Here is a 19225-nt window from a genome sequence, read left to right on the forward strand (position 1 = left end):
ATGGCAAAAGATAGTTAAATAATTTTCTGATAGTTGGTTTATGTCTTTACATTCTATTTTAACATCTAAATTTAAATCATAGAGGCGGCAGCGCGAATTTGCTGTAAATTCAAAGCCAAATTTTTGTGTACTTTGAGGGGATTTTAGCTTCTGATATGAAATTATCTACCAAAGAACTTCTTGAGAGTTATAATTTTATAGAAAATCGGCACACTACCAAAAATCGCAGCCCCTCATGAGCATGGTATATCCTATTTTCACAGAAGTTTCCGATAGCAAGAAGCCGCCACACGGCGGAAGTCCTGAGTTCGGATCTCAGCAGGTCCACTCATTCTTTTAAGGATGGAGTTGTGTCTGCATAAGCAGACAACACTATTCAATTCCCGTCCCCTTCCCCATTAATTGTGAGCATGATCGCCTTGAAACTTTCCAGCGAAGCCTCCATATTCTCGATGATTTCATTTGCAAGAATGTCGGGGTCCGGAAGGTTGTCCAGGTCAGCCAGGCTTTTGTCTTTTAACCAGAAGATATCCAGATTCGTTTTATCCCGTGCCACAATTTCGGCATAGCTGAATTTACGGAACCGGCCTTCGGGAGTTCCCTCGCTCCAGGTCTCTTCGCGCCTGAGGCGGTCTTCGGGGAAATAGCATTTGACGAAAGCTTCAAGGTCTGAAAATTTCAGAGGATTCTTTTTCAGGGTATGGTGCACATTTGTGCGGTAGTCATAGATCCAGACTGCCTCTGTCCAGGGCTCTTTGGCCGCGGGTTTTGCTTCAAAGAAAAGCACGTTTGCCTTTACCCCATTTGCATAGAAAATCCCGGTAGGCAGGCGCAGGATTGTGTGCAGGTCGGTGGTTTCAAGAAGTTTTTTGCGGATGGTTTCTCCGGCTCCCCCTTCAAACAAAACGTTGTCCGGCAATACTACTGCGGCCTGACCCCCGGTTTTGAGGATTGTGTGGATATGCTGCACAAAGTTGAGCTGCTTGTTGCTTGTGGTGGTCCAGAAGTCCTGCCGGTTGTAGGTAAGGTCTTCTTTTTTCTGCTCGCCTTCTTCATTTGTGAAGGTCATGCTGCTCTTTTTTCCAAAAGGCGGGTTGGTAAGAATATAGTCGTAGCGGTACCCCGGATCGGCTATGAGGGAATCGGAGTTGGAGATCATGGGCTCTCCGTCTATTTCCCCGATGTTGTGCAAAAACATGTTCATGAGGGCCAGCCTTCGGGTCCCGGCGACAATCTCGTTTCCCCCGAAGGTCTTGTTTTTCAAAAAGCGGCTCTGGTCCCGGTCCGGGCTGTGCTCTGAGGTCAGGAAGTCATAGGCTGCCAGAAAGAACCCGCCGGTCCCGCAGCAGGGATCTCCGATTGTCTTCATGGGTTCGGGTTGCAGGCACTGAACCATGGCCTTGATGAGCGGCCTCGGGGTGAAATATTGTCCGGCCCCGCTTTTTGTGTCCTCAGCGTTCTTCTGGAGAAGCCCCTCGTAGATCTCGCCCTTCGTATCGACTCCCATCATGACCCAGCTTTCCCGATCAATCATATCAATGACCTTGAACAGCATGGCCGGGTCGCTTATCTTGTTCTGGGCCTTGAGGAAAATCTGCCCGAGCATCCCCGGCTTTTTCCCGAGCTCCTCCAGAAGATTCCTGTATCGAGTATCAAGTTCAGCCCCGCGTTTCTGCTTCAACACGTCCCAGGTGTATTCCTCCGGGATACCAATATCCCTGTTATAGGGCGGCTTCCTGTACTCCTCAGCCATTTTCAGAAATATGAGATAGGTCAACTGTTCCAGATAATCGCCATAGCTCACTCCCCCGTCCCTCAGGACGTTGCAGAAGCTCCAGACTTTGGAAACGATGGATGATGTATTTTCAGACATGGTTCAAATCCTTTATATGAAAATAATATTTTTGATTCGGGCTGCTTGGTTTTTCAGGAATGGTTCTATGCAGGGTTCCATTATCTAACAGCGGTTTCAATATTTTGGAGCGGAAATATTCTCGATGTCTTAATTTCAAATGCTCCATAATTTCGCTGGTTGTTTTAGGTTCTTTGCAAAATTCGATTATCAATTCCTGCATCTCAACTTGCGCGGTAGCTTGCGCGGTAACCTGCGCGGTAGCTTGCGCGGTAGCTTGCGCGGTAGCTTGCGGGGTAGCCTGCGCGGTAGCTTGCGGGGTAACAGGAACAATGATCTTAAAAATATCCCCTTCAAGAAGCTGGGGGTCAGCTCCACCGGAATAAATCTTTGTGTAGTTGTAGAGATTCCTGACGCCTGAGCCTAACTCATCCGCTCTTCCGATTTCTTTGAAAAAGCGAGCAATTACCGGATTTTTAGGGTAGGGTGTGAAATTGGAAGGATTTATTTTGCCATGTCCATGCGGACGGTTCGCATTCTCCGCAACAACCTGATTGGTTTCAATTATGAATTTTGCAGGAAAACCGTTTATGTATTCCCTGTGGATGAGCATATTTGTAACAACTTCTCTGAAAATATGATCTCTCAGACTGATTCTCTGGTCCTTTTCCAGATAAAACGGGTCAGACAAATGTTTTGCAACAAAAGCCATCAGCCTGTCATAGCTTTCGATCAGGTTGGTGCGGATATCGTCCCTGTCGTCATACCGGTCCAGATTTACTCTGCGAAGGATGGCATCAGTCCTGAAATGGGGCAGTACGCTCTGTATAACTTCGTCTTTGCCCAGCAAAAGAATAGCGGCAAGAGTGTATCCTTCTTTCCCGGTCTGGTAATCATGCTGATACAAACGGGCACTGCTCAAAAGCTCCTCATCCGTCATTGACACCCAGGGATGGTTGGGGTTCTCGGCCCGGACCATTTTCCGAACTCTCTGGATAAGATCGGCTCTGAGGTCTTCCAGTCTGACATAGGGATAAATGCGGTTCTCTGAAAATGAACTCTGTTTTCGAATATAGAGATGGGCCACAGCATCAGGATGATTGGTGACATCCAGATCCCCGTCCTCGTTCCTGTCAAATATCTTTCCTTTACAGCGGTGGACCTGTGAACTTTCAGGAATATTGAGATAGAGAAGGATTTTCCCTTCAATGTTTACAGTATCCGGCAATATGTACAGAGGAGGGTTGATTATCTGCGGGTTATTCAGGGCAGTAACGAGGTCCTTTTTGATCTGTGGCAGAGCATCCGCATCAATTCCCGTGATGTTTCTATCATCATCAACTCCAAGAACAATATGTCCTCCATTGCGATTTAGAAAAGCACAGACACTATCGTACACATCACGATTTATTTGAGTTCTGCACTCCTTAAATTCCACGGTAAGGCCTTCACCGTCCCTTATGATGCTCTTTAATAGCTCTGAGATCATGCTTTACCCTTCTTACCGCTGGCTGTTTTTTCCGCCTTTATCCTTTCCAGCAAAACCTCGGCCGGCTCCCAATCAGGAGCATTTCGCACATATTCCAGCTCCCTTTCATTAAGCAATTTACCTTCAAACGCTTTCTTCAAAATACTCTGGCGCAGAGCTTCGGCTTTTTCGAGGTTTTCTTTGATGTCCTGTTCCACCTTATCGCAGACAGAAAGGCGGGTTTCGATTTCCTGAACTATGGCTTGTTGTTCTGAAGGTGTACAGATAGGAATTCTCATTTGTTTTATTCTATCCTGACCAATATTCCTCATTGATTCCTGATTACCTGTTGCTAACGACTTAATTTCTTTTCTACCAAAAACAGATCGCAGGTAATACAAAGAATAAAAAGTCTGATGGTCTTTAGAAAAGTCTATCTTCAGAATTTTATCACTTAACATCAAGCGTTTGCTTATAGACTTTACAATAACACAGGCTCCAACTAATTCAATTGTGTTAGCTCGACTGAATAGAAAATCATTTTCGCGAATAATATAGTCAGCATTAAAAGCCCCCTCATTGAAGCAAGTTTTACTTTCATTTTCGTTAAACTCTCCCCACGAAACTGAGCTTACTTTTACAATTCCAAGTTCATTTGATTTAGGAGGCCTTTCTTCACACTTTATGCTTTTCCCAGCTTGAATATTGTTAATTATTTCCCCCAACCTTGCCCATTTCCACCCCTTCGGCAGTCTTGACGACTCCATCAATTCCGCTTCAGTGAGAGGTATAACCTGTTTCAATTTTTTGCCGGAAACTTTTGCAGCTTCTTCTCTTTCCTTCCTTATTTGTTCCAGCAAATCCCCTGAATCTGGCAAATCAGTCTGCTGTTCCCGCCATTTTTTAGTAAGCTCCCCCTCAAAAGCCTTCTTCAGCACCGCCTGCCTGTAAACTTTGAGCTGCTCCTGTGCCAGTTTGAGATTGGCAATTCCATTATCCAGCTCGCTGAAAAGCTGCTCGATTTTAGAGACTATGGCGCGCTGTTCGGGAAGTGGAGGCAAAATAATTTCAAATTTCTTAAGTATTCTTTGATTTATTGAAGATTGATTTACAGCTCTTTGAGCTACTTCTATAAATTTTCCTTGCGCTCGTAGGAATTTAAATTGATAGTTTAAAAAATCTGCATTTATGATACAACTCGGACGCAATAAAAGTAAATTAATTCCGTGAATTAATATTTTGCACTGATTTTTAAAAATGGCTGTTTTCCCCAAATGAGTGTCACTATTTATATGACTCAATAGAATGTCGCCATACTTCAATGAATATTTCTCAATAAAATCTGCATCATTTTCAATAATATACTTCACTCTATTCAAATCAATAGTTTCATTCCATATTGTTTCAATTCTTGTAATTGGAAATCCTACTTTTTCATTGAATTGCTTAGCAGAGCTTCCATTTTTCATATTAATGATAACATCGTCTAAAAGACAATTACACCATCCAATTTTTTCTTCCATTTTTACACCGCCAGAGCCTTATCTAATTCTGTATCCAAATTTTTCACCCAACTTTTTTTCCATATTCACAACTCCGACACTTCGTCAATATTTTTATTCTAGGACTCATCTATTAATTCCCAATGCCCATTTTTATCGGCTCCGACCCTCATCAAAAGTCCTTTTTCTTTAAATTTTGTGATGTTGTTTTCAATTGCAGTAGTACTGATGCCTACTATTTGACTTAACTCTACAATTGTTATCTGGGGATTGTTACTTATTTCTTTTACAATTGCCAATTGATTTACTCCCAACTTTACACCCAACTTTACACCCAACTTTACACCCAACTTACTCTCAGGACTTGCTTTTAGCCTTCGGAAAATGACGGAAAAACCACTATCAAAGGAGAATTCCACCGAAGATTTATCATTTTCAGCCACGGCCTGTTTAATGCGGCTGATTCCGGTGCCGACCTTTTCAATATAGTTTATGCGGTTTAAGAGGGAGGCGATAAGCGGATTGCGGGCCACGCTCTTGCGTCCGAAATCAGAAGGGTTCAGGCCGCTGGGCAGGCCGCCGGGGTTTGAGATTTCTACTCTGTCGTCAAAAACTTCTATTAGCACATTGGAGCTTTTGTCGAAATAATCCCGATGGCAAACTGCATTTATAATTGCTTCTCTGAGGGCTACATCAGGAACGTCGGGGATTTCTTCCCGTTGTAGTTTTTTGATTTTGTATTGCACGTTCGTGTGCCTTTTGACGAAAAGGATGGCGTTATTGATGTTTTCAACCAGATTTTCCTTGAAATCCTTTTTATCAAGGATGTTCACTTTTTCCGTTCCCTTATACAGAACACAGACAACAATGGCATGATTTAACAGGAAATCGATATCTCTGGCAAAAAACAGAACTCCGGCATTGGTGAACTTTCCATCATCGGTGATGCAGTCCAGATTTCTCAATAAAGACATCCTGTCAATAGAATGGGTGATTCCTGCAAGGTTCAGGAAATTCTCAAAGGCCTTTTCGTCAAAATCGGTTTCAAAAACAGCTTTATCATTTTTTAACTCATCAAAACGAATTCGGCCTTCCTTAAATTCGATGTGATAGCCTTCCCCGGCTTCTATCATTTCCTGAATTGATTTATCCATTTTTACGCCACCAGAACCTCATTTAATTATGTATTCGTTATCAATTTTGAAGTACTTTTAAGATATCATATGATTAAATAATTGTCTACTTTTGTTTTTCAGGGACTATATCAAAAATTCGAACTGTATAAAGGCGTATATACCTGTAATTTCTCCGATGTGGAACTACAATGTATAGTACATAAAAGCACCCAATAGATATAATTAGTATCCAGATTATATTATATAATATCCACCATAAATGCAAAAAAAGTGCTCAATCTGCTAAAGGTATCAAGAAATACATTAAGCATCAGAAATATTTGACGAAATAATTTCAATGCTTCATTATTATTCTGTGAAACATTATAGCAAAAGAAAAGAAAAAAGGTTAGAAATCGAGGTCGAGCCAAATTGATAATTAAACGTGTTGAGCAAATCCAGTTTCATTCCAGGGAAATAGGGGATTTGTGCCATAAGTCCAAAAACCTGTACAATTTCTCTGATTATATTATCAGACAGGAGTTCTTCAATAAAGGAAAATGGATCAGGTACAATAAACTTTATGGGCTTGTGAAGGCCTCTGAGCCTTACAAAGAGCTTCCTGCTAAATCTGCTCAACAGACTCTAAAAGTACTTGACCGTAACTGGAAATCTTTTTTCGAAGCTTTAAAATCTTACAAAAAGAATCCTGAACTTTTCACAGGCAAACCGAACCCTCCAAAGTATCTGGAAAAAAACGGGGAATACCTGTTAATTTTTACAAATCAGCAGGTCAGTATCAAAGACGGGGTGCTCAAGTTTCCCAAAGTAGTTCCGTTATCCATCCAGACAAGACTTCCTGATGATACTAATTTGAGAGAAGTCAGGATCATTCCAAAACACGCAGGATACACCTGTGAAATTGTTTTTGAAAAGGAAATCGAAGACCCCATACCTCTCAATTCCGGTCGAGTCCTGGGAATTGATCTTGGAGTTGTCAACCTTGTAACTATTGCAAACAATTTTGGAGAAAACCCAATTATTGTTAAGGGCGGGGTTGCCAAGTCAGTAAACCAGTTTTACAACAAGCAGAAAGCAAAGCTCCAGAGCACTTATGAGAAGCATGGGATAAAGACCGGAAAGGGTGTAGAAGTACTTACCCATAAACGAAACTCACGGATTAAAGATGTACTCCACAAACTGAGCAGGGCAATAATCAACTATGCTCTGGAAATGAACGTGGAGAATATCATTATCGGAAGCAACCCTTTCTGGAAACAGAAAGTCAACATGGGTAAGAAAAATAACCAGAATTTTGCTCAGATTCCCCACAGTACCCTTATTTCAATGGTCGAGTACAAGGCTGGAGAGGTTGGAATTTCGGTTGAACGGATCGAAGAGTCCTATACAAGCAAATGCTCTTTCCTTGATAATGAGCTAATGGAACACCATGAAGAATATCTCGGAAAACGGGTCAAAAGAGGGCTTTTCCGAAGTGCCACGGGAGTTCTTCTTAACGCTGATGTCAATGCAGCATATAATATGATTAGAAAAGCAATCCCTAATGCCTTTGCAGAGGGGATAGAGGGTGTTGTGCTTCACCCTGTTAGTGTTAATCCACTATACAAAGAACAGTTTATATCACAAATTCATAATAGTTTGTGATACTAATTAGGACTTTTCATAGCATTAATATGGTATTATGGTAAAAGCTATTATTAACATCGATGATCACACAAACAGAATTCTGAACATAGTTAAAGCAAAGTACGGGCTAAAAGTTAAAATTACTGAAGAGTATGAAGGTGTGATTTTGGAGCCAGAGTTAAGACCTGAGTACGTTGAGAAATTGAACGAAATAGAAAAAACTGAAGCAATAGAAGTAGGCACAGTTGGAAACTTGAGAAAACGATATGGGCTTTGATTTTTATGTATAATTTGAAAATCAGAGCGGGGCTTGATTACAAATTTGAAAAGTTAGCAAAAAAAAATAAAAATCAACTTGAAATTATTTATACAAAGTCAATGAGATAATCCAGGACCCACATAGATACAAAAATTTAAGAGCTCCGATGAACCATCTCAAAAGAGTACACATTGACAAACATTTTGTTCTGATTTTTTCTGTTGATGAGGAAATAAAGACCGTAACACTCGAAGATTACGCTCATCACGATAATATTTACTAAGAAATGAGTCAAATATAATATCAAATATTTTTGTTTACCATTTCTTAACCACCCGAATTCCGCTTCGGGAGCACGAGGTCCGTTTCACTCGCTACGCTCGCTCAAGCAGACAAAAAAACGCCAGAGCAACCTTAATTTGTGTCTTCCGGGATTCTTTTTCCGTGTGTTCCGTGTGTTCCGTGGTTTGAATGCACACACAAGACATTTCCATTAACAAAAATATAACCTGTGTGGGTATAAAGTGATTTCCTACCTGAAAATATGAAGTTATTTTTCAGCTATTCCGAATTTCCTTTTTTTGCTTACGCCGCCAGAGCTTCATTTAATTCACTGATAAGCATATTCATCTCGTCCCCGAAGAGCTGGTACATTTTGCCCCGGCCGCCGAGAGCATCGAAGGGGGTGTAATCGAGGTCGTCGAGGTCCAGGTGGAAGCTGGTGCTGATGTAATCCTTTATCATTCTGAGCCAGTTCATCTGGTCTTCATTGAACTTCAGGGTTCCGGCCTGTTTTTTGAAGGCCCAGGTCTGGAAGTTTTTGTTTACGGTCTGAGGATAGGGCGTGAGGACCGGGTCTATTTCTGTAATTCTTCGGAGGAGGGATACGAGGGCTGTTAGTTCGTTTTTGGGAGAGCTGCCGTTTACCTTTTCCAGCTGTTCATAGGCCTGCCAGACCCTGAGGGGGGCAAAATGGGGTTTATCCAGAGTCAGTTTGGCCAGCACCTCTTTTATCATCGTGAAGGTTATGTCCCTGCGCCGGTAGGGCTGATTGTAGAAAATTCTCAGGGCCGTGATCTCGTCTTTGTTCGCTTCCAGATAGGCCTTGAAGTCATTAATCAGGTCGTCCGCTTTTGCCACGGCCTCTTTGTCCCATTCAGCCCTCAGGACGGTGTCGGGGTTCACGGTGTCGATTATCTGCTCATGGACTCTGCGCACGTTTTCGATATAGTCGTTTAAATCCCCGGAAAAAGTGGACCTGGCAGTATCAAGAAGGTTCTCCCGGGCTTTTTTCTGTGCATCGGGTTCCGAAAGCTCCGGCTGCCTCTGTTTTATCTCGAAGGCTTCGGAATCAATGATATCGGGGTTATATGCACTGAGCAGGTCCTTAACCGTCTGGGAAATGGTCTTTCCTCTGGCCTTTTCGGTGAAAGTAGCTCTTTCATCCTCAGTTATCTGTCTGCTCAACCTTGCCAGGCGGGAGGCCAGGGAAATATAAAGGTCCTCATCCTGAGCGCCAAAGGTTACCGCGGCCAGCAGGTCTTTAAGCGACGTATTTTTCTTTCGTTCCAGAGGTCTGCTATCGGTTTTCAGGGTCTTTGTAACCCCGATTGCATCCACGATTACAAAATGAGTCTTGGCTGAAACAGCCGAGCTTGTAACCTTTTTAAGGTCATCATAGCCCAGGGTTCGGGTCCCCCGGCCTTTCATCTGCTCAAAATAATTCAGGCTCTTAACGTCCCTCATAAAAAGCAGGCATTCCAGCGGCTTAACATCCGTCCCCGTGGCAATCATATCCACCGTAACCGCAATTCTCGGATTGAAAGCATTGCGGAAATTTGTCAGTACCGATTTCGGGGCTTCTTCCGCTTTGTAGGTCACTTTCTTGCAGAAGGCATTGCCTTCGTTGAACTCTTCCCGCAGGATGTTGATAATATCATCCGCATGGCTGTCATTCTTGGCAAAAATCAGGGTTTTAGGAACCTCCTTTCTGCCGGGGAAGATCTCAGGCAGTTTGTCCCTGAACGTCCTTATCACATTTCGTATCTGGCTCGGGTTGACCACGTCCCGGTCAAGCTTCCCGGCGGTATAGCTGAAATCCTCATCCAGCTGTTCCCAGCGTTTTTTACGGGTAAGTTTTTCCCGTTTGTCCACAAACTCCCGCGCGTTTATCTTTGCCCCGTTTTTGCCAATTTCAGTCTCGATGGTGTAAACATCGTACCCCACATTCACGCCATCCGCCACAGCTTCTTCATGGCTGTACTCGCTCACCACGTTCTCATTGAAAAAGCCGAAAGTGCGCTTATCAGGAGTTGCTGTGAGCCCTATCAAAAAAGCATCGAAATAATCCAGCACCTGCTGCCAGAGGTTGTATATGGAGCGGTGGCACTCGTCCACAACCACAAAATCAAACTCTTCAATGGGAATCTTCCCATTATACACAACCGGAAGCGGTTTCTTTGGCTGCCAGCCTTTTTCAGCCGGGTTCTCTTCCTCGGTTTTTTCGTCCAGCTCCTCGTCCTTCAAAATAGAGTAAAGCCGCTGGATTGTGGAAATGCAGACCTGGCTATCAGAAGAAATATAAGCGGACCGCAGGCGCTGCACATTGTAGAGCTCCGTAAACTTGCGGTTATCATCATTGGGAGTATAGGCCATGAACTCCTGCTCGGCCTGCTCCCCCAGGTTTCTGGTATCGACAAGGAAAAGTATCTTTTTAGCATCCGCAAATTTCAGTAAACGGTAGATGAAGGTTATAGCGGTATAGGTTTTCCCGGAACCTGTCGCCATCTGGACCAGGGCCTTTGGGCGGTTGTCCTTAAAGGATTTTTCAAGGTTTGAGATCGCTATTATCTGGCAGGCCCGCAGCCCTTCGGTCCGCAGCTCAGGCAGGTCAAGAAACCTTTCCCTCAAAGGTTTCTTATTGAGACAGTTTTCAAAAGTCTCAGGCCGGAGAAATGAAAAAACAGGTCTGGACCTTGGTTTAGGGTCCCGCTGGTCCGTGAATCGGGTAAGTTCTCCGGTACTCTCGTACACAAAAGGAAGCGGGTCATTGTTAAGGTACTTTAGCTTGCTTGCAGCATATTCGCCTGATTGTTCCTCAACAACGGTTAAGCGGTGGCCTTCTTCGTCCCTTTTCGCCTCAATGATTCCAACGGGTTTTCTATCAACAAAGAGTACATAATCAGCCGGGCCCACCTCGGTCGAATACTCCTTAACCGCAATTCCCTTAGAAGCACTCCAATCGACCCCATTTTTTTCCTGCACTACCCAGCCGGAATCATTTAGCTTTTTGTCGATTTCATTTCTGGCCTTCTGCTCCGGAGTCTGGTTATCACTCATATGTTTTTACCCGTTGAGGTTTTTTTCATTTTTTTGTCCCGGATCGGACTGTCGAGACTGGAATTTACTCATTATAATCAAGGTTGGACAGTCACAGTTGATGAAGATATTGTATTACAGTTGCTTCGCTTTGAACAAAAGTTCCGTAACCTGTTAATAATACTCCAGCCCACAATTTATAATTTTGTTTTTACAGATACTCAAACCTTAACTCTTTTCGTTTCAGCTTTTTTCTGATTAAGAGTTTTTAAAAACATTTTTTTCTGAAGCTTCAACCCAAGATTCAGGGCCGGATTATTTTCCACCTTCTACAACTTTTTCCACCGGCTGCATCCCTCCTAAAAACCCTGGCCTTCATAATGTCAAACATTATTGTGTCAACAATAATTGTTGCGCCAATAAAGAAGAACAATTCACAAAAAAAGCAACAGATGGAACAGCTTATTAATATACTCTTTTTGCATCCAGATTCCAGGTCCGTTTATTTTTCAAAGAAACCCCTGTTTTTTTATAACATTCTCTAAAATAATATTTCATGGTTTCAGAAAAAGAAAAGGCCGATCCATTCAGGGAGCTCGGGTGGAGCAACTTTCAGGCCTGGGCAGGAGATAAGGCCACCGCAAAAGGAATGAAATACCAGGACGAAGGCCGGGTAGAAGAAATAAAGCTCACTTCCGAAGGAGGGCTTGTCGCCCGGGTGAAAGGGAATGAAGCCTATTTCACGGAAGTTTCCCTGGAAAACGGGAAACTTAGCTCCACCTGCACCTGTCCGGTCGGACATGACTGCAAACACGGGGTCGCAACCGTACTTGAATATCTTGAACTCGTGGAGCAGGAAGAGGAAATTCCCGTTGCTGCCGAAGGGGATACGCTGCTTATAATGGCCAGACAGAGCCCTGCCCCAAAAGTCGGGAAGACCCGGGATTCGTCTCAGGTTTTCCGGGCAGAGCTGCGGGAGTATCTGGGGCAGCTGGAAAAAGAGGAACTTATCGAACTTTTGATGAATATCTCGGATAGGGATTCCCTGCTTTCCAGGCACCTCCGGGATACGCTGAACCTTTCCTCGGGGGATACAAAAGGGACGGTTCTGGACATATATTCCAAACTGGAAAAGCTCTGGGAGGAAGCCAGAAGCTATAATTACAGGGATTACGATTACGATTCCTCATTTCCTGATTTTTCAAATGTACGGAACCGGCTGGAAAGCCTCCTTGAAGCCGGCCATACCGAGGAAGTTGCGGACATAGGGGTAAAAATTTTGGAAGGCTATGAAGAAATAGCCCCTTATGATGAAGAAGAGGATGTCGGCATGGAAGTTGGCGACTGCATGAAGGTGGTGATCAAAGCCCTCCTGCAATCGGAACGTCCGGCCCACGAAAGAATGCTCAGAGTCCTGGACCTTGAATTAAAAGACGAACACGACCTGTTTGACGGAGAAGACCTCTGGGATTCGGATTTCCCTGCCCAGGAATGGAGCCGTTTTTCCGAAATCCTTAAAGCCAGACTGGATGCGTTTGACAGCGGAGAAGATCACTCATATTCCGACCGGGGTCGGGACCAGCTTGCTGAAAAGCGGGCTCATGCCCTGGAAAAAGCCGGGAATTATGAAGAAGCAATCTCCCTTTGCGAAGAGGAAGCGGAAACAGGAGCGGAATGGAGCTACGTCCGGCAGGTCAAAGTGCTGCTTTCCGCAGGCCAGAAAAAAAAGGCAGAAGACCGGATCTATCGAGGAATCAGGGAAACCAGAAAAACACATCCGGGAATTGCCTTTGAACTCTTTCAAATCCTCCTTGAAATCAAAGAAAAGGAAGATAACTGGCTCTATTTAGCCGCCCTGCGAGCCGAAGAGTTTTTCAGACTCAGCTTTCAAAGAAGAGCTATTTTTGCCTTGATTTGCCACAAAAATCAGTGGCAAGGAAGATCCGTTAAAAAAAATATTTGTAAGGCCTAAGTTCTAAATTACATTTAAAAAGCCTATTGTATCTGTTTTTTGAAGAAATATCTTTATATACGTAGAACCTAAATTTATATCATGGTTTTTTTAAAACAGAAAATAATCAACGGTAAAAAATACTGGTATATTATTAAAACTGGCAGAATTGATGGAAAAGTGAAAACTATATTTCAGATATATTTAGGCAATGCCGAAAAAATATTTGAAATGAAAAAACAGAGTGAATCATTGCCCTACATGAAACTGAAATCTTTTGAGTACGGCAAACTTGCCGCACTTCTTCATGTGAATGAAGAGCTTGGATTCGTTGACATAGTGAACAAGCACACTATGAAAAAATCAATCGATGGTTTAAGTGTCGGAGAGTATCTTTTACTTGATATAGTGGGGAAATCTCATGGAGTTTTAAGTGAAAACGGTATTGGGGAATGGTTCAAAAAATCGGCCTTATCTTTTAAGTGGAAATTCCCTCATAAATTAAATTGTCAGAATTTTTTGAATCATATGAATTACATTGATTCCGACACAATGAAAAATATTGAAGACGATTTGTGCCGAGTTCTCATCGAAAAAGGACTAACCCCTTCAGTACTGTTTGTGGATGAATCAAACTGGTTCACTTATGCTACCAATTATGATGAAAAAAGTGAATTGCTTCATAAAGGGTATAACAAAAAGCATCGTAAAGACAAAAATCAGGTATCTGTAGCGCTGGCTGCTAATGATTACAACTTACCTTTTATTCACGAGACATATCCAGGAAATGTGCATGATTCAGAGGAATTTTCAGGTCTGGTTGACAAAATAGTAAACCGTCTAACCGAATTGAATATTTGTTCGGAAGACCTTGTTCTTGTTTTTGATAAGGGAAACAATTCAAAGGACAACATTGAAAAAGCAACTTCAAAGATGAATTTTGTAGGGGCTGTAAAAGCAAATCAGGCAGATGATCTTCTTGAAGTGCCATTATCTAAATATCAATTTTTATATGAAAGCTCAGAAGGCCACAAAATTTATGGCTATCGGACAAAGCATCAGTTTTACGGGACAGAATTTACAACAGTAATTACTTTCAATGAAGGAACTCACAAACTTCAAAAAAGAACTTGTGAGTCAAATATGTCAAAAATAACTGAGAATCTGGAAGACCTACAGAGGAGACTGGAAAGCAACAGAGGAAAAGCAAGAAACAGGAGCAGTGTAGAAAAAGAGGTTGCAGACATTATTATCAAAAAATACAGAAGTATGGTGAAATATGAAATTACTGATGCTCCTGAAGGTAAGAAAAAACCTCAGTTAAAGTTCTGGATTGACGAAGAGAATAAAAATAAGCGCGAAAATTCATTAGGAAAAAATATACTATTTACAGATAAGCACCGTTGGCACACTAAAAAAATTGTGCAAACATACAACAATAAAGGCGCTATAGAGGATGATTTTAAGCTATTGAATGATCACCTGCTTGTCCCTGTGGGACCGGTGTACCACCACAAAGATGAAAATATCAAAGTTCACGTATTTCTGTCTATAATTGGCTTACTTTTCTACAGATATTTAGCCTGGGAGACAAAGAGATATGGTCTTTCTATGAGAAGACTAATTGAAAATTTGTCCGAAATTAGGCTGGCAGTTATCCAGGATAAAGAATCAAATAAGTGTAATATTATTCTGGAAGAGATGAGTACAAAGCAAGCATCATTATTTTCTTTCTTGAACCTGGGTAATTACCTGCCACCCCAATAAAAACGTCATCAGTAGGATTATTCATTCCTTAGGCCCACACAAACAAAGCCGCTTGATAACGGAAAAACATGCATCTTTGAAAGTAAAGTCAGATACCCTTCCCTGCAATATTACATAGCCCTGCGGGATGCAGCAAAGAAGGCAGGGGTATGGAAGAAAGTCCGGGAAGCTGTCCATGAATATCTGGAAAGCGGAGATCTGCCTGAGGACAGGGCCGTTCCCGAAGAAGAAAACTCAAGCCTGCCCGGCATCCTTCCGAAGACAGGCCTTACAGACAGAAATTCTTTCCGGAAAATCGATGCACCTGCTCTCGACCTCCTGATCGACATAACCATCGAAGAAGAAAATCCCGATGAAGTGGCCAGCTGGTACAAAGTCCTGAGAATAAGGGAAAAATGGGGAGGAGACAGGCGTTTTACCAGGAGAGATAGAATTGCCCGCGCCGTACAGGAGAAATATCCTGAAATTGCAATTGAACTCTGGAAAACGGTTGCAGAGGAACTTATATCCAGAACAAAGTCAGAAGCATACGAATCTGCTTCCATCTATCTCCGGATGGTAAGGAATGCAATGGACGCCGGGGGAGAAAAAGCCGGGTGGGAAATTTATCTCAGAGAGATAAGGGAAAAGAACAGGCTCAAAAGAAAGCTGCTTGAAATCCTTGATATGCTGGAAAAAGACCGGGGCATTGAGAATTAAAGCCAGATAATTCTGAAGAAATAAACGAAGTTTAAAGAAAAAATACGGAAAAAATAGTGAAAAGAGCGATATGTATTTATATATATTTAGGTAAGAGATAAAATTGAGAATCAGATCCATTTTTGATGTGAAGCTCAAACCAGCGTTTCAAAATTATTGGCGTAAAAACCATTAGACAAAAACGAAAAAAAGGAGTTAAAAGAATATGGCAGCAAAAGTAAACCAGGATGAATGTACAGGCTGTGGAAGCTGTGTGGAAGAATGCCCTGTAGAGGCAATTACACTCGACGACGAAGCAGGCGTTGCAGTCATTGACGCAGATGAATGCGTGGACTGCGGAGTCTGTATCGACGCATGCCCCTCTGAAGCAATCGAAGCGGAATAAACAGAATTATCCTGACTTAGAGGGTCTCTGCCCTCAGTTAAAACCCGGAGATCTCCAAAACTCCGGAAAAAACGGGATGAAGGCAGGGCAGTTTTCAAAAACTGCATTAAAATTCATCCCTCCCTACCTTTCCCGAAAACCGAGGCCCATTCTTCAGCTCTTTTCCCGGAAAATTTTCGATTGGCCCCGCTCGAAGAGAGCAGGACCTTTGTCTCAAAGCCCAGCTCCTTCAGGATAGGGGCGTATTTTCCCGCTTTTTTGCCGTTAAAACAGACCAGTTTAAGCTCCGGGGCACAGCCCTTCAATTTTGAAAAATCGTTTACTTCAGGACTCCCTGTGATCTCGGAGTCGAGGCTTCCTTCCCGCTCTGCGGCCCTGAAAACATCCCAGAGTCCTATCCGGTGTTTCCTGAGAGACCGGACCCTTTCCTCGTATTCGAGAGTTAAAAGGTCCTCCCCGATTGCCTGGCCAAGCAGCCTCCAGAAATCGTTGCCCGGGTTTCCGTAGTACTGATGCTTTCTGATAGACTCATCACTGGGAAGGGAGCCGAGGACCAGGATCCCGGTGTGCTTGTCCAAAACCGGGGGAAATCCACGCTTTTTCATCGGCTGAAAGATTGAATTTTAACCTTATTTAAAATTTCCGATTCCGGCCTCTCAGAAATGCCCCGGAAGAACCTGTTCAGCCATGTCCCTGTAATAGCAGAAAAGCTCCTGGCCCCAGAAAAAGGCGGATTCTTCAAAACTCAGCATTTCATGATTATAGTATCTGCCGTCTTTTGAGGGAAGCGAAAAGGAGGTGAAACGGTCCGTTACAAGACAGGAAGCCAGCTCTATTGCGGGGTCGCAGACAAAAAGGCTGGCGTTATCCAGAGCAAGAAAAACTTCCACATCTTTTCTAAATTCCAAGACCAGCTTATCAAAGATAAGCCGCTCCAGGACAACCGAGACCTCGATACCCCTGTTCGCAAGGTCGATATACAGGTCAGGATAACCGGGCCTGAAAATTGAAGAGACCTCCAGGACCGTCTCCGACTTATAGAGGTTCTCAATGACTTCCGGAGGATAGTCAAAGATCCGCGTCCTGTCAGGCACGACCTCCCTGCAACTGCCCAGCTCCCCGATCCTCTCAAAAAGGTGAGGAGGAATGGTCTTCAGGTCCTGTCTTGCCCAGTACTCGGGATTTTCATCGAAAACCTCGAAGGTTTCCAGGAGAGACTGCATCTTGGGGACGATCAGCTTTCCCTTAACGGAAAGCTCGTAGCAGTCCCCCTGCTGTAGCAGCAGCCCTTCCTTGAGCAGGATGCGGATCTGGGCCATGATGGGGCTGGAGCTTACCTCCAGTTCGGATTTGATTTCTTCAATGTTTTTCGGGCTATCCCTCAGGAAAAGTAGAAGATTTTTTCTTTTTTCGGAAAAGAAAATCGTGTCTATTAATTCAAGGTCCGTTGCCAACCGATTACCTCCCGGAATGTATGAAAATTAAAATATATTAAGGAAGCTGAGACCGGCAAAACCGGTATTACAGCTTGCAGGTTAAAGCTTGCAGGTTAAAGCTTGCAGGTTAAAGCTTGTAGTTTAATGTATACTGAGAAGCGACGATTTGGAAAGAAAGGAGTTTCCAATACCACCGGAAAACTCTTCCATACTCTGACCTTTCTCGATCTTCTGGGCCCTGCCTTTATAGAACTCAAAGAGGTCCTGGCCCCACTGTAGAGCCTCTTCCTCAAAGCAGAGGACATAATCGTGGTGGAACCTGCCGTTGGGAGTAAAGAGAGAAAGCAGAATACCCCGTTCAGAAACGATAAGCTCACCCAGTTTCACCCCGTCCTTGCAGACAAAGAGTTCCGTATTTTTCAGCTCAACAAACCTTTTAATTTTTCGTTCATAATTGTGCAGGGTCTTATCCAGTACGGATTCGGTAAAAATAAGAGAAACTTCTGCCCCGGCCCTTCCCAGTTTCGAATAAAGGGAAAGAAACTCCGGCCTGAAAAAGGAAGAAAATACCAGCAAAGAGCGAGACTCGGAAATAAAATCCAGCACTTCCGTCCTGGGCTCAAAAATCTGGCTCGGTTCAGACTCAACAATACGGCAGTCTTTCAGCTCCCCGATTCGGTCCTGCAGGTAGCGCGGAATCGCGCTCAGGTCATGTTCCAGCCAGAAGTCATTCTTTTCAAGCAGGGACAGGATATTGATAAGAGGCCTGACTTTTTTTACCGCAAGCTCACCCGTATCTGTAAGCTCGTATTGCCCGTTGCTCTGTATCACCAGATTGCTATCGGTAAGCTTCTTGATCTGGGGCAGGATGGACGTGGCCGAAACATCAAGCAGAGTTTTTATATTGTCGATTGTCCGGGGGCCATTTCCTAAAAGCAAAAGTAGATCTCTTCTTTTTTTCGAACGAAATACAACATCTATTAATTGAGACTGCATTACCAATCACTTCTATCTAGTTTTTAAAATATAGTAACTGACCTATCTTTTCTTGTCTATTTTTTCCGAAAACCGGTATCAAAAATTGAGTGATACACCTCGATTTCACGATAAATAAAAACCAGGGAATAAGGTTCGAGTTTTGGGTTTAAGTTTGAGGAGTTGAATCATCGGGGCATGGGGGTTAATCATGCCCGGAAAATTGAGGTTGAATCATCGGGACATGGGGGTTAATCATGCCAGGAAGATTGGGGTTGAATCATGCCGGAATATGGGGGTTAAATCATATTCCGGGTATTACGGATTCTTCCGTATATATAAAAAAATATGGATGGATAATTTTGCAGGGGAGAACACGTGAAGAAGTGGCAGACAAAATTAAGCTTAAACACCTTACTTAGGGGGAAAAACAGCCACATAAGAAGCCATAGACACCTGCATAAATTAGATTAAAAAATGAAATAAAGAACGAATGTTGGATTAAAAACTCAAACAGATGGAGCAAAATTTTTAACGTGATGTTTCTCAAAAGGCGACTACAGGATAATGATGCACCTGCACCCTCGCCCTGAAGGGGATATTTTAAGAAAGTATAAAACCCCCCTCCCAGAAGACACACATTATAAATTAATTAACACATTTTTGCAGAAATCCCCGGGAAATTTTTGAAGGCTTGAATGAATGGAAATGCCGTTGAAAAAATATACCCCCGGGAGAGGCGCAAAGACCCCAAAATTTTAGAGCCCATATTTTTCTAACAAAGCCGGGGAAAAATTCCCGTCGTTTATGGTATATTCGATGATGTCCCGTAGTTATTTGCATATACATGC

At 43.1% G+C, this 19225-nt stretch carries 16 protein-coding genes; 7 read left to right on the forward strand and 9 right to left on the reverse strand.

Annotated elements, in window-relative coordinates:
• Positions 1–376 precede the first annotated feature (376 nt).
• The 4 genes from ACZ5QV_RS05015 to ACZ5QV_RS05030 all read right to left on the reverse strand — a co-directional run bounded on the left by ACZ5QV_RS05015 (position 377) and on the right by ACZ5QV_RS05030 (position 5976).
• Positions 377–1873, reverse strand: coding sequence for a type I restriction-modification system subunit M (locus tag ACZ5QV_RS05015; RefSeq protein WP_464601502.1), 1497 nt, complete (start codon positions 1871–1873; stop codon positions 377–379).
• A complete protein-coding gene (locus tag ACZ5QV_RS05020; RefSeq protein WP_464601503.1) occupies positions 1866–3341 on the reverse strand; it encodes an RNA-binding domain-containing protein in 1476 nt (491 codons plus the stop codon). Before ACZ5QV_RS05020 ends, ACZ5QV_RS05015 begins: the two co-directional genes overlap by 8 nt.
• Positions 3338–4843: a restriction endonuclease subunit S gene (locus tag ACZ5QV_RS05025; protein WP_464601504.1), complete on the reverse strand. Its 1506-nt coding sequence runs from the start codon at positions 4841–4843 to the stop codon at positions 3338–3340. The genes ACZ5QV_RS05020 and ACZ5QV_RS05025 overlap by 4 nt, the downstream gene beginning before the upstream one ends.
• A 98-nt stretch (positions 4844–4941) precedes the next feature.
• Positions 4942–5976, reverse strand: a complete 1035-nt coding sequence (locus tag ACZ5QV_RS05030; protein WP_464601505.1) for an ATP-binding protein — start codon at positions 5974–5976, stop codon at positions 4942–4944.
• Between the two features lie 393 nt (positions 5977–6369).
• Here ACZ5QV_RS05030 and ACZ5QV_RS05035 point away from each other — a divergent pair, with 393 nt between their 5' ends.
• The gene (locus ACZ5QV_RS05035) at positions 6370–7602 is read left to right on the forward strand and encodes an RNA-guided endonuclease InsQ/TnpB family protein (RefSeq protein WP_464601506.1); all 1233 of its coding nucleotides are present in this window, start codon (positions 6370–6372) and stop codon (positions 7600–7602) included.
• 37 nt (positions 7603–7639) lie between these two features.
• Complete coding sequence (locus ACZ5QV_RS05040) at positions 7640–7861, forward strand: DUF2683 family protein (protein WP_464601507.1); 222 nt, start codon at positions 7640–7642, stop codon at positions 7859–7861.
• 567 nt (positions 7862–8428) lie between these two features.
• Here ACZ5QV_RS05040 and ACZ5QV_RS05045 read toward each other — a convergent pair.
• Complete coding sequence (locus ACZ5QV_RS05045; RefSeq protein WP_464601508.1) at positions 8429–11182, reverse strand: type I restriction endonuclease subunit R; 2754 nt, start codon at positions 11180–11182, stop codon at positions 8429–8431.
• Between the two features lie 535 nt (positions 11183–11717).
• Between ACZ5QV_RS05045 and ACZ5QV_RS05050 the strand changes: the two genes are divergently transcribed.
• The gene (locus tag ACZ5QV_RS05050; protein ID WP_464601509.1) at positions 11718–13133 is read left to right on the forward strand and encodes an SWIM zinc finger family protein; all 1416 of its coding nucleotides are present in this window, start codon (positions 11718–11720) and stop codon (positions 13131–13133) included.
• An 81-nt stretch (positions 13134–13214) separates the two neighbouring features.
• Positions 13215–14879 carry an IS1634 family transposase gene (locus ACZ5QV_RS05055; protein WP_464599431.1) on the forward strand — a complete coding sequence of 555 codons (1665 nt, stop codon included), beginning with the start codon at positions 13215–13217 and terminating at the stop codon, positions 14877–14879.
• 110 nt (positions 14880–14989) lie between these two features.
• On the opposite strand, the gene ACZ5QV_RS05060 is transcribed toward ACZ5QV_RS05055, so the two are convergent.
• Positions 14990–15208, reverse strand: coding sequence for a hypothetical protein (locus tag ACZ5QV_RS05060; RefSeq protein WP_464601510.1), 219 nt, complete (start codon positions 15206–15208; stop codon positions 14990–14992).
• A gap of 28 nt (positions 15209–15236) precedes the next feature.
• Between ACZ5QV_RS05060 and ACZ5QV_RS05065 the strand changes: the two genes are divergently transcribed.
• A complete protein-coding gene (locus tag ACZ5QV_RS05065) occupies positions 15237–15578 on the forward strand; it encodes a hypothetical protein (RefSeq protein ID WP_464601511.1) in 342 nt (113 codons plus the stop codon).
• A 205-nt stretch (positions 15579–15783) separates the two neighbouring features.
• Complete coding sequence (locus ACZ5QV_RS05070) at positions 15784–15963, forward strand: indolepyruvate ferredoxin oxidoreductase subunit alpha (RefSeq protein ID WP_464601512.1); 180 nt, start codon at positions 15784–15786, stop codon at positions 15961–15963.
• A 113-nt stretch (positions 15964–16076) separates the two neighbouring features.
• Here the strand turns inward: ACZ5QV_RS05070 and ACZ5QV_RS05075 are convergent, their stop codons facing one another.
• The 3 genes from ACZ5QV_RS05075 to ACZ5QV_RS05085 all read right to left on the reverse strand — a co-directional run bounded on the left by ACZ5QV_RS05075 (position 16077) and on the right by ACZ5QV_RS05085 (position 18395).
• Positions 16077–16568 (reverse strand): DNA-deoxyinosine glycosylase, encoded by a 492-nt coding sequence (locus ACZ5QV_RS05075; RefSeq protein WP_464601513.1) that lies wholly within the window; start codon positions 16566–16568, stop codon positions 16077–16079.
• 51 nt (positions 16569–16619) lie between these two features.
• A complete protein-coding gene (locus ACZ5QV_RS05080; RefSeq protein WP_464601514.1) occupies positions 16620–17417 on the reverse strand; it encodes a helix-turn-helix transcriptional regulator in 798 nt (265 codons plus the stop codon).
• A 123-nt stretch (positions 17418–17540) separates the two neighbouring features.
• A complete protein-coding gene (locus ACZ5QV_RS05085; protein ID WP_464601515.1) occupies positions 17541–18395 on the reverse strand; it encodes a helix-turn-helix transcriptional regulator in 855 nt (284 codons plus the stop codon).
• A gap of 190 nt (positions 18396–18585) precedes the next feature.
• On the opposite strand from ACZ5QV_RS05085, the gene ACZ5QV_RS05090 reads away from it, so the two are divergent.
• Complete coding sequence (locus tag ACZ5QV_RS05090; protein WP_464601516.1) at positions 18586–18756, forward strand: hypothetical protein; 171 nt, start codon at positions 18586–18588, stop codon at positions 18754–18756.
• Positions 18757–19225: the final 469 nt, after the last annotated feature.

Source organism: Methanosarcina baltica, from assembly GCF_055394095.1.

What these genes read in the sequence shown, in the direction of transcription:
- ACZ5QV_RS05085 (WP_464601515.1), bottom strand. Translation starts at nt 18,395, where the DNA reads ATGCAGTCTCAATTAATAGATGTTGTATTTCGTTCGAAAAAAAGAAGA.
- ACZ5QV_RS05075 (WP_464601513.1), bottom strand. Translation starts at nt 16,568, where the DNA reads ATGAAAAAGCGTGGATTTCCCCCGGTTTTGGACAAGCACACCGGGATC.
- ACZ5QV_RS05025 (WP_464601504.1), bottom strand. Translation starts at nt 4,843, where the DNA reads ATGGAAGAAAAAATTGGATGGTGTAATTGTCTTTTAGACGATGTTATC.
- ACZ5QV_RS05040 (WP_464601507.1), top strand. Translation starts at nt 7,640, where the DNA reads ATGGTAAAAGCTATTATTAACATCGATGATCACACAAACAGAATTCTG.
- ACZ5QV_RS05090 (WP_464601516.1), top strand. Translation starts at nt 18,586, where the DNA reads ATGCCCGGAAAATTGAGGTTGAATCATCGGGACATGGGGGTTAATCAT.
- ACZ5QV_RS05060 (WP_464601510.1), bottom strand. Translation starts at nt 15,208, where the DNA reads ATGTCGATCAGGAGGTCGAGAGCAGGTGCATCGATTTTCCGGAAAGAA.
- ACZ5QV_RS05030 (WP_464601505.1), bottom strand. Translation starts at nt 5,976, where the DNA reads ATGGATAAATCAATTCAGGAAATGATAGAAGCCGGGGAAGGCTATCAC.
- ACZ5QV_RS05015 (WP_464601502.1), bottom strand. Translation starts at nt 1,873, where the DNA reads ATGTCTGAAAATACATCATCCATCGTTTCCAAAGTCTGGAGCTTCTGC.
- ACZ5QV_RS05055 (WP_464599431.1), top strand. Translation starts at nt 13,215, where the DNA reads ATGGTTTTTTTAAAACAGAAAATAATCAACGGTAAAAAATACTGGTAT.
- ACZ5QV_RS05020 (WP_464601503.1), bottom strand. Translation starts at nt 3,341, where the DNA reads ATGATCTCAGAGCTATTAAAGAGCATCATAAGGGACGGTGAAGGCCTT.
- ACZ5QV_RS05070 (WP_464601512.1), top strand. Translation starts at nt 15,784, where the DNA reads ATGGCAGCAAAAGTAAACCAGGATGAATGTACAGGCTGTGGAAGCTGT.
- ACZ5QV_RS05050 (WP_464601509.1), top strand. Translation starts at nt 11,718, where the DNA reads ATGGTTTCAGAAAAAGAAAAGGCCGATCCATTCAGGGAGCTCGGGTGG.
- ACZ5QV_RS05045 (WP_464601508.1), bottom strand. Translation starts at nt 11,182, where the DNA reads ATGAGTGATAACCAGACTCCGGAGCAGAAGGCCAGAAATGAAATCGAC.